The 15,399-nt window shown below is 48.9% G+C and carries 11 protein-coding genes; 3 read left to right on the top strand and 8 right to left on the bottom strand.

From position 1 onward, the window contains the following. Positions 1–97: 97 nt before the first annotated feature. Both upp and C6Y40_RS19125 read left to right on the top strand, forming a co-directional pair. A complete protein-coding gene (gene upp, locus C6Y40_RS19120) occupies positions 98–727 on the top strand; it encodes a uracil phosphoribosyltransferase (protein WP_105936003.1) in 630 nt (209 codons plus the stop codon). Between the two features lie 189 nt (positions 728–916). Continuing rightward, a complete protein-coding gene (locus C6Y40_RS19125) occupies positions 917–1,936 on the top strand; it encodes a LacI family DNA-binding transcriptional regulator (RefSeq protein WP_105936004.1) in 1,020 nt (339 codons plus the stop codon). A gap of 27 nt (positions 1,937–1,963) precedes the next feature. On the opposite strand, the gene C6Y40_RS19130 is transcribed toward C6Y40_RS19125, so the two are convergent. The 4 genes from C6Y40_RS19130 to C6Y40_RS19145 form a co-directional block, all read right to left on the bottom strand. After that, positions 1,964–2,809: a formate/nitrite transporter family protein gene (locus tag C6Y40_RS19130; RefSeq protein WP_105936005.1), complete on the bottom strand. Its 846-nt coding sequence runs from the start codon at positions 2,807–2,809 to the stop codon at positions 1,964–1,966. Between the two features lie 125 nt (positions 2,810–2,934). Further along, positions 2,935–4,407, bottom strand: a complete 1,473-nt coding sequence (locus tag C6Y40_RS19135; protein ID WP_105936006.1) for a tryptophan halogenase family protein — start codon at positions 4,405–4,407, stop codon at positions 2,935–2,937. Next, positions 4,404–5,894, bottom strand: a complete 1,491-nt coding sequence (locus tag C6Y40_RS19140) for a tryptophan halogenase family protein (protein WP_105936007.1) — start codon at positions 5,892–5,894, stop codon at positions 4,404–4,406. The genes C6Y40_RS19135 and C6Y40_RS19140 overlap by 4 nt, the downstream gene beginning before the upstream one ends. Positions 5,895–6,013: 119 nt before the next feature. After that, positions 6,014–8,941: a TonB-dependent receptor gene (locus tag C6Y40_RS19145; RefSeq protein ID WP_105936008.1), complete on the bottom strand. Its 2,928-nt coding sequence runs from the start codon at positions 8,939–8,941 to the stop codon at positions 6,014–6,016. 490 nt (positions 8,942–9,431) lie between these two features. Between C6Y40_RS19145 and C6Y40_RS19150 the strand changes: the two genes are divergently transcribed. Continuing rightward, complete coding sequence (locus C6Y40_RS19150) at positions 9,432–10,715, top strand: NHL repeat-containing protein (RefSeq protein ID WP_105936009.1); 1,284 nt, start codon at positions 9,432–9,434, stop codon at positions 10,713–10,715. Positions 10,716–10,766: 51 nt separating this feature from the next. Here the strand turns inward: C6Y40_RS19150 and C6Y40_RS25440 are convergent, their stop codons facing one another. From C6Y40_RS25440 to C6Y40_RS19165, 4 genes are all read right to left on the bottom strand, one after another. Then, positions 10,767–10,895: a hypothetical protein gene (locus C6Y40_RS25440; protein ID WP_276309525.1), complete on the bottom strand. Its 129-nt coding sequence runs from the start codon at positions 10,893–10,895 to the stop codon at positions 10,767–10,769. 70 nt (positions 10,896–10,965) lie between these two features. Continuing rightward, positions 10,966–12,558, bottom strand: a complete 1,593-nt coding sequence (locus C6Y40_RS19155) for a serine hydrolase (protein WP_105936010.1) — start codon at positions 12,556–12,558, stop codon at positions 10,966–10,968. 77 nt (positions 12,559–12,635) lie between these two features. Beyond that, the gene (locus C6Y40_RS19160) at positions 12,636–13,235 is read right to left on the bottom strand and encodes a thymidine kinase (RefSeq protein WP_105936011.1); all 600 of its coding nucleotides are present in this window, start codon (positions 13,233–13,235) and stop codon (positions 12,636–12,638) included. An 8-nt stretch (positions 13,236–13,243) separates the two neighbouring features. Further along, positions 13,244–15,262 (bottom strand): putative bifunctional diguanylate cyclase/phosphodiesterase, encoded by a 2,019-nt coding sequence (locus tag C6Y40_RS19165; protein WP_105936012.1) that lies wholly within the window; start codon positions 15,260–15,262, stop codon positions 13,244–13,246. Positions 15,263–15,399 lie beyond the last annotated feature (137 nt).

The raw sequence follows: 15,399 nt of genomic DNA on the forward strand, positions 1-15,399 counted from the left end.
CGGTAAACCCTTTATATAGCGCCCAAAACACTCACAATTTGTGAGTGTTTTGTCGTACCATAGCCATAACTATTGTTTTCACACAGGCATGTTCATTATGGCTATTCATGAAATCACCCACCCACTTATTCAACATAAAATTGGCCTGATGCGAGAAGCTGCCATCAGCAGTAAGGATTTTCGGGAGCTGGCAGGCGAAGTAGGCAACCTGTTAACCTACGAAGCCACTCGCCATTTGCCGGTTGAGCTGGTAGACATTAAAGGTTGGACCGGTGAAAGCCTTAAAGTTAAAAGCATCAAAGGCAAAAAAATTACCGTAGTGCCTATACTCCGGGCCGGCCTGGGTATGCTCGACGGAGTGCTGAACCTTATTCCCAACGCCAAGATCAGCGTGGTGGGGTTATATCGTGATGAAGAGACCCTGCAACCGGTTGCTTATTTTGACAAAGTGGTAAAAAACATCGATAAGCGGACCGCGCTAATCGTTGACCCGATGCTGGCCACCGGCGGTACGCTGATTGCCACTATCGACCTGCTGAAACAAAAAGGCTGTAAAAAAATAATGGGGCTGTTTCTGGTCGCAGCGCCAGAAGGTATCGCGGCTGTAGAAGCTGCGCATCCCGACGTTGATATTTACACCGCATCCATAGACGATCGACTCAATGAAAAAGGCTATATCCTGCCTGGTCTGGGCGATGCCGGCGACAAAATATTCGGTACCCGCTAAGTTAGTATCCCACCCGAGCCACACTGGCTTGCCCTTAAACAAAAGGTTAAACGATTTAGAACGCTTAACCTTTTGTTTTATGCTAGAATTATTTTTAACATTTTTTTAAACTTAATGAAATTAAGTGCGTCTTAAGATACATTTAGAAGATTGCAGCAATGTGCTCGGTTGGGAATAGTTGATAACGTTATGAAAAAGCTTACTTTAAAAGATGTTGCTAAGCAGCTCGGTGTTTCTACAGCGACTATTTCTAATGCGTTTAATCGCCCGGATCAGTTATCAGCGAATAAACGCACCGAGATCCTCGAGGCCTGTAAAGAGATTGGTTATACCGGCCCAAATCGCGCAGCCCAGATCCTGCGTAAGGGACAGTCAAACATCGTTGCTCTGGTACTGGCTGACAGTCTCGACTACATGGTAACCGATCCGGTTGCTAACACCTTTATTCAGGGCGTATCGCGAGTACTGCGTGAGAATCAGAAACACCTCCTTTTATATGCCGGTGACTCCGACACTATTACTGATGTGGTGGATTTTGTTGATGGGTTTATCTGTTACGGCGCGCCGCGAAATGGCGCCTTATCCACTCAGTTAAATCAGCAAAGTAAACCAGTCGTCACGGTCGATTTTAACCTCGAAGGCCGCCCGGCAATTAATATCGATAACGAAAAGGCCAGCTACGAAATTGCGAAAGCGGCCCTCAGACCGGGCGATAGAGCGGCGATTCTCGGACTGCGTCTGATTGATTCGCCCAGCACCTGCCGCATTTATGACAGCCCGTTGCTTGACGCTGAGTCATCCATTACCTATCGTCGTCTGGACGGGTACTGCCGAGCATTAAAAGAAATGGGTATCGAAGTGGCAACCGACTGGATCTGGAACTTGCCGGAAAACGCCGGTATGTATGCTGTTCAGGCCGCCAGGGAAGTGTTACAAAGTTGGCCGCGACCCGATGTTATTCTGTGTATGAGTGACATAATTGCTCTTGAGTTATTGCAGTGCGCGCTCACCATGGGGATTGATATTCCCGGTGAACTGCGGATCACCGGCTTCGACGGCATTGAAGAGGCCGCCCGGACCCGCCCTTACATGGCAACCGTCTGTCAGTCTAGTGTGGAGAAAGGAATGGAAGCCGCCAAACTTCTGTTGTCTGGTGACAATACCTCGATGTCGCTGCCATACGAAATTAAATTAGGCGAAACCATCTGATTTAGCCCCTGGATTGGACCGGGCTTATCAATCCGGTTCAATCTCGTGAGCAACCTGCCCATGGGCCAGCAAAGCGAACAGGCAGGTACCGCCAGCAATATTGCCTAATAACGTGGCAAATATGATGTTAGCGGCATGACCAACAGTAATTTCTCCCTGCATAGCCAGCAGAAAAAGCTCCGTAGACCCGGCAATCACGTGGGTAAAATTGCCTATGGCAATCAGGTAAGTAAACATCACAATCACGAAAAATGCAGCGTCCTGCACTGATGGCTTCATCCACACAATGGCAGCAATCAGAAAGCCTGAAATGATGCCGTAAGAAAATGCCTCAGAAAATGCTAACTCGGCATAATGCCGGGATATCGCATTCATACCTTCGATATACTCAGTTGGCACCGCATGCAGGCCGTACATCAGGTAGGCGGCCAGCAGCGTACCCACCATATTGGCCACAAATACGATTCCCCATAACCGGCCCAGACAACCGAGCATTTGCCACGAACGATGGGTCAGTAAGGGCAAAATGACAGTTAGCGTATTTTCAGTAAACAGTTGTAACCGGCCCATGATAACCAATACAAAGCCCACCGTATAACCAAGGTTTTCCAGTGCAAACTGGCTGTCTGAGCCAGCAAATACGGTGTGTAGAATCCCTTCGGCAAGTACCGAAGTCGATATGCCGATGCCTGCTGCGACACCCGACCACCAAAGTGACATAAAGGGCCGCTTAAGTTCTTCCAGACCCTCGCGGTGGGTTACCGCATACAGTGAGACCGAATTTAAGCTCTGATGCTCACGAATATCCTGCTCTTCTTCTTCGGTTAAGGGCGAGTCGGTATGTTGATTCGCCTGGTGTGTGTCTCCCGACATCAGTTATCCTTACTAAACGTACAAAAAGATTTGAATTGTCAGCTTAGTACGTTTAGACAGGCGAATTCGATTGGTTTACCCATTAACCACAACTCGAATGAGACGGGCAGAACTGCAATAAGGGGCTATTGCGCTTTAAAATTCAGTAAACAGCCTTCGAAGAACGCAGCCAGTTCATTTTGTTTATACAAATCTGTGGCGGTAGCGCCTTTTTCCAGCGGCGGGAATGCGCCGTAACCTGCCAGTAAGCAGTGCCATGATGTATTACCAAAATGAGAATCGAGCTGTTGACGTTGAATTTCCTGGCCCAGGTCGCCGCGGCGATACCAGACATTGAGCAAATGCAGTAAGGAATCAGACAGGTTCTCGTTATTTTGATTGGCCAGCCAGTATTCGCTGTCAGAGCGGGTATTCAGGCGATAGTGCGCCACAATATAGTCTCGCACCCGTTCGAATCGTTCGCTGATGAGCTGGTTATACGCACGGCGCTGCGTCTCAGAAAAGCCGCCCTCATCAACGTGATCGAGAAAAATCTCTACGCTGGTTTGCACCAGATGCAGCGCTGTGGCTTCAAGTGGCTCAATAAAACCCTGTGATAAGCCAACGGCGAGGCAGTTCTTAGCCCAGTGGCGTTCTACCTGCCCAACGTTCATGGTGATTTTACGTAACGCTGCAGACTCTTCTTCCACGCCTAAATGGCGACACAATTCACTGGCGGCCTGTTCGTCACTGATAAAGTCGCTGCTGTACACATAGCCATTACCCGTGCGGTTAGTCAGCGGGATCTGCCATGCCCAGCCGGCAGAAAGTGCCGTAGCGCGGGTTTCAACCGGGAGCTCGGTTTGCGCCGGAGTAGGGCAGACCACTGCTGAGTCGTTAAACAGGTTATCTTTAAACGACTTAAAATTAACCCCTAAGGTTTTTTGTAATAGCAATGATTGAAAACCGGTGCAATCAATAAAAAAGTCGCCTTCAACGCGCTCGCCTTCTTTGCTGTGCAGCGCGGCAATATCGCCGTTGGGATGACATTCTACGTCGGTAATATTGAGCGCTTTATGTATCACGCCCAGCCCCTGAGCATGTTTTTTTAAAAACTCGCCCACAAGGCCCGAGTCGAAATGGTAGCCGTACTCAATACGAAAAGGAAAGTTTGGCGGTGTCACCGGACTGCGCTGATGTTTGGCAAGCCAGCCGTTAAACAAAAACTCATCAGGGCGGGTAGTAACATCCTGCCCCATACGCCGGTGAAAGCAGTTCACGTAAAAGGAGCGTTCGCTAAAGGTGTCGAGCTGGCTGATAAACGGGTGTGAGTAAGCGGGGATGTTCGCCCCCGGACTCCAGCCTTCAAAACGAATACTGACTTTATAGGTAGCATTACACTCGGGCATCCAGTCCTGCTCAGCAATCCCCATGTCGCTGAAGAAGCGTTTTAAGGTGGGCGTAGAGCCTTCACCAACGCCAATAATGCCAATATCCGGTGATTCTACCAGAGTGATGGTTACCGGCTGATTTAACCAGCGTTTAGCCAGCAGGTTGGCGGTCATCCAGCCAGCCGTGCCACCGCCGGCAATAACAACATGTAATGGCTTGTTACTCATGCGCTGGTGTACCGCTCTATAAATTCGTCATGGCCTAGCAGCTTGGCTACCGGCTGCATTTTGGCCTGTTGAATTTGCTGCATGGCGCTGAGCAGGGTTTGCTTATCCATGGCGTTTACGGCGGCGTGATAATCCCGGGGCGACAGACCTTGTCCCATCATCACCTGAACCCAGGAGGCATCACGGAAAATGTCGTTCTGTTCATTGAATATTGCGGCGGTTTCCTTAAATGCCTCAATCTTTTGCGCCAGCCTGTCCGGGATAGTCATTTCGCGCATGGCCCGCCAGAACTCGCTATCATCACGCTCATTGACATGATAATGCAAAATAATGAAGTCGCGGATGGTTTCAAACTCATCCTTTGACTCGGCGTTATACATATCAACCATGGCGGGTGAAATGCCCTGATTAGGAAACATTTTCATCAGCCGGATAATGCCCGACTGGATCAGGTGAATGCTGGTGGATTCCAGCGGTTCAAGGAAGCCGCTGGATAAGCCGATGGCCACTACGTTTTTGCACCATTGCTGGTCGGTGCGACCGGTATTAAAGCGGATAGTGCGAGGTTCGCCCAGTGCTTCAGTGTCGAGGTTACCGAGTAGGGTCTCGTTGGCCTGTTCATCTGTGGTAAATTGCGAGCTGTAAACAATGCCATTGCCGTTTCGGTGCGTCAGTGGAATTCGCCATTGCCAGCCACAGCTGTGCGCAATACTGCGTGTATAGGGCAGAGTTTTGTCAAAGCGCTCACTGGGCACGGCCTGCGCCGAGTCGGCGGGTAACCAATGACTCCAGTCTTCATAATTGACGCCCAGGGTTTTACGAATCAATAAGCCGTTTAAGCCGGTGCAGTCGATAAACAAATCACCTTCGATTTGCCGTCCATCAGTTAGCTGCAAGCCGGTGATAAAACCGCTTTGGGGATGTTGCTGAACATGCTCAATGATACCCTCTGTGCGCTTTACGCCGCCTTGCTCTGCAAAGCGGCGCAGAAACTGCCCGTATAGTGCTGAGTCGAAGTGATAGGCGTAAGGCATATCATAAAGCGGATTCTGAGTATTAATTTTATTAAACTTACCCTGCTGGCAGGCAAGATAATTCAGGTCGAAATCCCAGAATGATTTATCTAATCCGGCCTCTTTAGCTTTCAGCCAGTAGTGATGGAAACTACAAAAGCCCATGGTAGTGCCGGGTGCACCAAAAGTGTGGTAATAGCTTTCGCCAGGTTTACGCCAGTTTTCAAACTTAATGGCCAGTTTAATGGTGCCCTGGGTTTCCCTCAGAAAGGCCTTTTCGTCGATCCCTAAAAAACGATTAAAGGTTTGAATCGGCGGGATCGTCGCTTCGCCAACGCCCACAATACCAATTTGCTCTGACTCGACAAGTTCGATTGTAACGCTGTTACCCAGTACTTTGTTGAGCAGCGCTGCGGTCATCCAGCCGGCGGTGCCGCCACCGGCAATGACTACTTTTTTAATTGCATCAGGCATCAATCATCCTCAGGCATGTTTTCATCGGTTTGCTTTTGACTCTAGTGAATTTAAAGGGAAAAGCAAACCGGCTGGAACAAAAAAGCCCCACAAATGCGGGGCTTTTTAACAACTTAAGCTTAGTAGAACGAGTAGTTGAAGTTCAGCATGTAAGAAGGACCAAACTCACGACGCAGGGTCACGATGCCGTCGCCGCCGATGGTTTCTTCTTTTTCATCTGTCAGGTTAGTGCCCTGCAGTGAAATACGCAGGCCTTCCAGATACTCAATACCGCTGCCTTCGAAGTCGTAACTGATTTGCGCATCAACCTGAGTGATCTTGTCACGGGTTGCTGTTTCAATCTTGTTAGAACCGCCACGCTGGTAGGTGGCAAATTCAGAGCGGTCGGTAGCGGCCACACGAACTTCAAAACCATCCATTTCGTAATAAGCAGTCAGTGACAGAACCTGGTCAGACTGGCCCGGAATAGGTGAGCCATTTTCCAGTTCTGCATCGATAATGGTTGCAGAGCCGGCAAAACCAAAGCCTTCCAGCGCACTGATAAAGTTACCCAGTGGAATATTGGCGGTCAGCTCGGTACCTTTTACTTCACCTTCCAGACCATCCTGGAAGTACTCAAAGTAACCAAAGTCCGGCGGCGTCGCTAAATCACCAGCATCGTAAGCCACGTTGGCCGGACCATACAGACCAGTGGTCTGGATAATACGGTCATGGAAGCCAGGGATAAAGTAGTTGGCGCCATTGTTGGTTGAATCGTTGGTAAAGTCGATTATCTCACGGGCGTCGTCTGTCCAGTTAACCAGGTCTTTGTAGAAGAATGTTAATGCTACGTAACCTTCGTCGTCGAAGTACTTCTCGAAAGACAAGTCGAAGTTATTAGCTTCCAGTGGACGTAACGTTGGGTTGCCTCGGAATTTGCTCCATGGTGAACCGTATTCATCTACATCTGCCTGGCTGTTTGGAATGGTAATTAAGTCAACGTTCTGGTCGAACTTAACAAAACCTGATGCCTTCATCTGATCGATACGGGCACGGCTGATGGTTTTGTTGGCCGCGACACGAATGAACTGGTTGTCGTCAACTTCAATGCTTACGTTCAGGCTTGGCAGGAAATGGCTGTACTCATCGCCTTCACTTAAGATGCAGTCTGCATCCACCTGGCCGTCATCATTGTCATCACAGACGGCGAAGTTTGAGCCGACAATGCCTAAGTAACCTGTAGAAGACTGCGTCGTATCCACATACTGCGCACCAAAGTTACCGATAACCGGGAAGCCATTGATTTCGGTTTCAAAATCAAACTTGGCGTAAATCGTAACGACTTCTTCATCGACAGTGTAGGTATCACCTAAACGATCCGGTTCAAGTAAACCTGCATCATTCAGCGTATATTCGCCGTCGTTGTAGGGAGCGAAACCGTCATAAGCGACTACCTGACCAAGACCAGCCCAGCTCAGATCGGCCAGTCCGTTATACAGATACTCTGAAGGAATGGCTTCTGAATAAGGATAGGATGAAGCGGTCGCAAAGAAACCTTTATTGTCTTTCATCTTGTAGCGATCGCTGTAGTTAACTCCATACTTGATTTTGTTAACAATGCCCCACTCTACATAGCCTTCTGCTTCAACACGTACGGTAGTCAGTTCTTCTTCAAAGTCTGCGTAGTTTAAGAAACCATCCTGAGCATTTAAATAACTGAATGGAATGGGGTTGCCATCCTTGTCGGTAAATACTGTGTTTACGTCAGTGGCAAACTGATCGGCAATGTTCGCCATACCGCCACCCCATTGTTGGGGGCCGGTAAGTTGTAACAGAGCAGGATCAGAGAAGGCTTCAAGGCCCGTGCTGCCAGTGAAGAATACCCCGTCAGCGCTCATTTGGAACTGGCGGGTGCCGAAGGTATCGATGGCACCGTTACGGGCTAAACCGGCGTATGATTCACCGCGCAGGTCGCGCTTTTCTGACTGGCTGTTTGCCGCGTCAACCATTATCGACCAGTTATCGTCAATGTTGTATTTAACATTCAGGCCAAGGGTTTGCAGTTCGCCGTCTTTTTGTGCCGGGTCAGTACGCAGAACCGGGTTTACGCTAGCCTGAGTACCAGAAACATTAATACCTGAGCCTGACAGTGATCCTTCTGCAGCATTGAAAGGTTCGATGAAACCACGAATAACGCCTGAATCTGAGTAATCGATACTCAGCGCATCCACGACGATGTCGAGGTTATCGGTAGGGCGCCATTGGAGGACGGCTGAAATAGTGTCACGGTCCAGCTCACGGCTGATGGCCTGTGTATCCAGACCTGACGGTGTAATTTGGCCATCGTCATTGGCACTGTATCCCCAAACACCGTATTTACGTTCGTTACGTGGTGATTCGGTAGTGGCAAGTGCTACAGCGATACCCACGGTATCGTCAGCAAATTTCTCAACAAATGATAACGCCAGACGCTTACCGGTGTTGTCGAATTCCGGGTTATCGGAATCGTTGCCGCCCATTTCGTATACGCCGGTTAATGTCAGGGTTTCCTGAGCAGCAAGCGGACGCACAGTTTGCAGGTCAACGGTACCACCAATACCCTGAACCATCAGGTCGGCTTCAGTGGTTTTGTAAATGGTTGCACCGGTCATGATTTCAGAAGGGTACAGGTCGTATTCAACGCCGCGGTTGTCACCAATACCGATTAGTTCACGGCCATTTAAGGATGTACCGGTGAAATCTTCTTTAAAACCACGAACAGAGATACCCGAAGTCCGGCCGCCAACGCGCTCACCGGCAAGGCCTGGCAGACGTGCCAGCGATTCTGCGATAGATGAATCCGGCAGTTTACCGATGTCTTCAGCAGAAATGGCTTCAACAATCGACGTGTTGTCCATCTTGATGGCCTGAGCACGCATCAGTGAGCCGCGAATACCTTTTACTGCAATTACTTCTACATCAGGCTCACTGGCGCCGTTATTTTCTTGTGATAACGCGTGGCCTGAATACATTGCTGAGGTCACAGCCAGTGACAACAACGCTGGTTTAAAAATGTGTTTAGTCTTCATGTTTAGTGCCCTAACTAAAGTTTGAACGGTGCGAACTTGTTATATCGATGTTAACAATAGTTAATGTGTCGTCAGACGTCAAGCAATTTTCTTAATCAATTAAGTAAATTAATTTAACTTTATTTACTGAGGCTTAGTGGTATTTCGTGTAGGTGGTTTATCCGGTTAGATTTTTTCGATTAAGTATGATTATTAAAAATAAGTAAATAGCGAATATTTTTTACATTTATGAATATGCATAAATAACACTGATGCCTAACTAATGGTACTTAGTAAATGTAGAACAAAAGTCACAAAAGTATAAATTTACGCGCCGAATTTTTTCTGGCCCCTGTAAACTGAAGTGACGGTGTTGCAAGGCGCTGCAAAATAGCCACAAACCAGCATTGAAAGCGTTGAATTAACTGGGCAATCCGAACGGGGTTTGGTAGCTTAATAATTTGTTGCAGGCGACAACCAGTCAGGCATCAACGGCCAGGGAGTTTGAACAGTGAAATTATTTGGTGGGTTATTTTTCGTTATCGTTATCGTTATCGTTATCGCGATTGTTGTATTTGGTTGGCTAAGTAGTGGACCGGGCTTAGATACCTCGGTGGGTGAAAAGCCACAACCCCCCTTTAATGCTGAACTTGTTAAGCCCGTTAAGCGGCATTACGAGCCTGTGTCAGAGCGTCATTTTAAGAAACCACAAGTCGAGCCTGTATTGTTGCCGGACGTAGGCCGTACCGATGTGTCCTGGGGTTCGGTGGGTAACGATCCTGCGGGTAATATTTATGTGGGTCTGGCGGAGTCTTACGGTGATCCCAGAAGTGCCCATCTGCTAAAGGTCAATGCTGCTGGTCAGCCAGCAGTGATGGGGGATGTGGTCAGTGAGCTCAGGCGCGAGGGAATAGGTTCTGCGAGCCAGAGTCAGGGCAAAATTCACAGTCAGATTGTCGCTGCCAATGATGGCTATCTTTACTTTTCCAGTTTTGATGAAGCAGGTGAAACCGATGTGCGATTACCTGATTATGGTGGTCATCTGTGGCGGGTAAATAACCAATCCGGACAATGGGAGCATCTCTTTGCTACCCCGGAAGCGTTAATTGCGGTTAACACCGATGGCCGCTATATTTATGCGCTGGGTTACTGGGGGCATGTGCTGTATCAGTACGACACGCAATCAGCAAAGGTCAATAAAATCGAAGTGGGTTCTGTACCTGGTCATGTGTCACGCCAGTTTTTGGTTGATGGTAAAGGCCATGTTTACGTACCCAAAGTATCGCAAAGTGGCATTAACGAAGAACCATCGGCGATGCTTGTTGAATTTGATCAAAACCTCAATCCGGTGACTCAATATCCGTTACCCGACTATCAAAGCCAGGATATGACCCGTTACCGGGGCATTATTGGTTACACCAATATGCGCAACGGCGATGTATATTTCACACTGGGACAGGGTTACCTGCTGCAGGTACAGGCTAATGAATCAGGTGCTGAAAAGCTGATAAATCACGGTTTGTTTAATCCGGCCGGTGAGGCAAATATTCCCAGTTTGTTTACGGTTGATGGTGAACAATTTGTAATGGGGGTCAGTCGTCGCTCTGGCACGGATCCTGAGTGGTTAATTTACGAGAAAATATCCGGGGCAACGGTGAATTATGCGATGCCGGAACTGAAAGATTTTTTGTTTTTCGGCACAGAGGCCAAGGATACCGCGGGTAATTTTTATCTGGTAGGGCGGGATAAAAAGACCCGAAAACCTAAGGTGGTTAAATTAACATTTCCGCAATAAAAGAGCGCCCGGGAAGGGCGCTGCATCCAATGTCAGGTCACGGTTTTACTACTAACGCTTGTTGACTGAGCCTTTGCAAAGCTGATCGCCATAATAATTATTGGCATAGTTACAGTTTGTTTCAGCCTCACGTTTTTCAGCCGCGATACGTTGTTTAATTTGATTGATAAGTTTACTCATGTGTCTGTCTCCTGATTGGTTACAGACACTATATGAGTAAAGTTAAGTCTAATATATCTATTAATAGTGATTAATCTGATAGTTTTTCTGAATCATTTTTGTTGAAGTACATGTCTGTGTATTCGTGAGACGCTTTTTCCTTGTCTGTGAAAGGGTACAAGCTGAAACCGGTCACTTCCCGCCTGGTGTTCACATCGAAGTGAATAAACGCATCACTGGCGGCATTCTGGTTATCCCAGCGGATCACAAACGTGTGATCAGCAAACGCTTCCAGGCTGCCGGTTAAGGTAGTCATTTTTTCAGATTGGATCCGCAACTGGTTGTTTATCATGGTAATGGTTAGTTGCCCAAACCACTGGTCAGAGAATTGCCCGGCATAGGCAAGCGGATCCAGAATCACTTCTCCTGTTCCTTCAGGCACAGAATAGTTATCCAGATAAATGGCTTCGCGCTCAGCCTGATAGTCTTTTAAAGTTTGGACCCAGTCGGTTTTTTCCTGTGGCGCAATGTAGGCCTTGAGAATATGCTGCATTACGGCACTGCGGGCACCATAGTTTGAGCCGTTGTTAAGCAGTACGACGCCCAGCTCCGAATCAGGCACCAGGGCTACGTAGGCCTGATAGCCTGACAAAGTACCCGTATGTGATACTACTTTATGACCATACACATTGGATAACCGCCAGCCAAGCCCGTAAGACTTGAGGCTGGTGTTGTCCCACTCTTCATCCGTGCTGGAAACCGACAGCACCCTATGGGCTTTTTGCATAAAGGCAATCTGACCAGGGGTAAGCAGAGTCTCGCCGTCAGCTGTCTGGCCATCATTCAACCACATGGCTACCCATTTGAGCATTTCCTCTGCGTTACACACAATGCCTCCTGCTGCGGCTGACACCAGCTCAGTGCCGTTAATGGCATTACGAGGGATAGCGTACAAACCGCGCTCTTCGCTGTGACCGTAGCTCATGGCGGCATTTTGCAGGGCGGCGTCATTCAGATCGCCGGCAAAACATTGCATATCAAGCGGCGCAAAGATTTTTTCCTCTATCACCGAGGCGTAGGGTTTACCATAAAGCTGCGCAACAATTTCACCCGCGGTGATAAACATCAGGTTGCTGTATGCATATTCGCTGCGAAAGCTACTGACCGGCGTCAGGTAGCGCAGGTTATGAATAATCTCCTCTCGGCTGAAGCCACTGGGCTCCGGCCATAGCATGCTGTCGCCGGCACCGCTGGCAAGCCCTGAACGGTGGGTTAACAGGTCCAGTAAGGTGAACTCCCGGGTTACCCAGGGATCCTGCATTTGAAACTCTGGCAGGATGTCGATGACTTTGGTTTGCCAGCTTAGTGAGAACTCATCAATTGCCATAGCCAGCGCGGCAGCCGTGAAGGCTTTGGACGTTGAAGCTAGACGGAAGTAAGTACTTTGAGTCACCGGTAAATTACCGGCGAGGTTGCGCTGCCCTACACCTTTAAGATAGACGGTTTCGCCCTGATGAATGATTCCAACCCCCATACCCGGGGTGTAAAACTCCGTCAATGCCTGTTTTACTACCGCAGTGGTGTTCTGAGGCGGTGCCGTTGATTTATCAGGCGTAGCAGAGCAGGCGGTAGTGGTAAATAACACCAGGCCGGCGAGAAGTTGGGTAGCGCGAATGGCAGACATATTGATTCCCTGCAAATTGAATAATTTGGAATAATTTATTCAATTTGCAGGCTCGCGCGGCGATTGTCAATGCTATCTTATTGTTCGCTTCTTTTGGCAGGGTCCCACACCAGCGCTTTAAAATGTTTACGGCACATGGATTCGTAGCGGTCATTACCACCGATTTCCACCTGTGCACCACTGGTGACTGCCACACCGTTTTCGTCGATACGCACCACAAAGTTGGCTTTGCGGCCGCAATGACACACGGTTTTGAGTTCGAAAAGCTTGTCGGCCCAGGCCAGCAGGTAGTGACTACCGGTGAAGGTTTCGCCTAAAAAGTCGGTGCGCAGGCCATAGGCGAGAACCGGAATATCCAGCTCATCCACCACCTCAATAAGTTGCGATACCTGGGCTTTGGTTAAGAACTGAGCCTCATCAATAAAAACACAATCCACATAGTGTTCGCTGTGTAGTTTAGCAATGACGCTGAGCAGGTCATCGTCTTCGCTGTACAGCCGGGCGTCGGCTTCCAGACCAATGCGGGAGGCCACTTTGCCGCTGCCGAAACGATTATCCAGCGCAAAGGTAAAAATAAGCGGGTTCATACCCCGTTCGCGATAGTTGTACGCCGATTGCAGCAATGAAGTTGATTTCCCGGCATTCATCGCCGAGTAGTAAAAATAGAGTTGCGCCATAATTTGTTCTACTTATTATCCTGCCAGCTAGTGTACCACTCCTGGAGGGCTTTTTTCTCTAGTGGGCGGGCAAATAAATAACCCTGCAGGCAGTCGACGCCGAGCAGTCTGAGCAGGCTGGCCTGCTCTTCTGTTTCTACGCCTTCAGCAACGGTTTTACAGCCAAGCGCTTTGGCCATTAATACTGTTGCTTTCACGATGGCATCACTGCTGACTGCCATCTGCTGCACAAAAGCCCGGTCTATTTTGAGCAGATCAAAGTCGAGTGACTGGAGTAAATTGAGCGAGGAAAAGCCGGTACCAAAATCATCGATAGCCACTTTTACTCGCCGTGCTTTAAGTGCACTGATATTGGCGGTAAGTACTGCCATATCGTCGGCAAAGATTGACTCTGTGACTTCCAGATGCAGGCGTTGTGGTGCGAGCCCTGAACTGGCAAGTGCCCGGTCTACGCAGGCAACAAAATCTTCACTGACCAGTTGTAGTACAGAGACGTTAACCGAGACGCCGAAGGATTCATCGTCCCATTGGGCGGCATCAATACAAGCCCGGTGTAATACCCAGGCGCCGATGTCGTGGATAGTACCGCTTTTTTCTGCCAACGGGATAAACTCGTCAGGGCTTACCCAGGTATCATTAAACTGCCAGCGTAATAGTGCCTCAATTGCCCATAAGCGATTTGATGATGCGTCGATAATAGGTTGATAGACCACCAGTAGTTGTTTTCTCTCTATGGCCTGGCGTAAGCCTTCACGAAGTTGCTGCTCGTGGTGCATTTTGTCGTACAGTGCTTCTGTGTAAATACCTACCAGACCCGGCGAAGTGCGTTTGTAGTGGTACATAGTCAGGTCGGCTAACTGCACCAGAGTCGAAGCCGAATCGCCATGTAATGGGTACAAGGCAATACCTATGGTGGCGTCAAGGGAGAGCGGACTGTTGGCAATAGGATTCAGTGTGGTCAGGCTGCTTTTGATTGCCAGGGCTATGGCAACGGCGGTATCACCATCGGCATGGGGCAAAATAATGATAAATTCATCGCCGCCCCAGCGGCCGATACAGTTGGCTTCACAGTACTCGCTCAGCTTGGCGGCGACTTTGGATAGCACCACGTCGCCAGCCTGGTGTCCCAGACTATCGTTAATTTGTTTAAAGCCGTCGAGATCGATAAATAACACGGCCATGGAGGACTTACCCTGGGTAGCGCGCTCCAGAATAGCATTGAAATTTTGCATAAAGCCAATGCGGTTCATCAGGTTAGTTAGCGGATCGCGGTTAGAAATATCCTGCAGCTCTTTGGTGCGCCGGTTTACTTCTGATTCGAGGTTGCTATTGGCATGGTCGAGTTTCTGGTTGGAGTCGAGGAGCGCCTGATTGACCCTTCTGACTTCATTCCGCTCCTGACGCATTAGCGTAACTAACTCTTCGTTTTCATGCTTGATGGCTATGGCCTGTTTAGTGAAATCATTAGCTTTTACTGCGGCACTGCACATAGCTACCCAAAACAGGGTACCGAGCCCGCCCAGTAGGGTAAATTGCTCATCACTGTCGAACAGGGCGCGTACCGATAACGGTAGTAGCAATAAGGTTGTGTAAAGTAACACCAGCGGTAAATGGGAGGCCAGGGTGGTTGCTGCACCACCAGCCATGGCGGCAACAATAACCATGGTGGTGGACAGTTCGATTAACGACATGCTCTCGTACAGGCTGACACAGAAAAATGCCCATATCAGCGCAGATAATGAAGAGCCGAGAACAAATCGTATGAGTGGCCAGCGTGGCGGGAAGTTGCTGTTGCGCAGGCGCAGATACCAGTAGGCACCGTCGAAGGTGCGCAGCAATGACAGAAACATCATGCCCGCCCACAGCGAAAACTTGTATGAGGTTATTTCGGGGTTGGCAAAGCCGAAGGTAACGGCACTGATAGTCAGGATGGTCATAACCAGCCCGGTAAAAACATTGGCGTATAGCAGTTCGACAACTTCTCTGGTAGTCGTGCTACTCGCTGATGAAGGCGGTGACTTGATCATACTGCGTTATATTACTCGGTGTGCGGGCTATTCAGGGCAGCCTCCCCCTGAATGTTCACAGGCGTTCCCCGCAGTTTACAAATGCCGTTTGGTTAATAGTGTTGAGTTTAAGCGCTAGTAATGCAAGCTTATTTGAG

Origin of the sequence: Marisediminitalea alba (assembly GCF_002993365.1) — a bacterium.
In the GTDB taxonomy this organism is placed as follows: domain Bacteria; phylum Pseudomonadota; class Gammaproteobacteria; order Enterobacterales; family Alteromonadaceae; genus Alteromonas; species Alteromonas alba.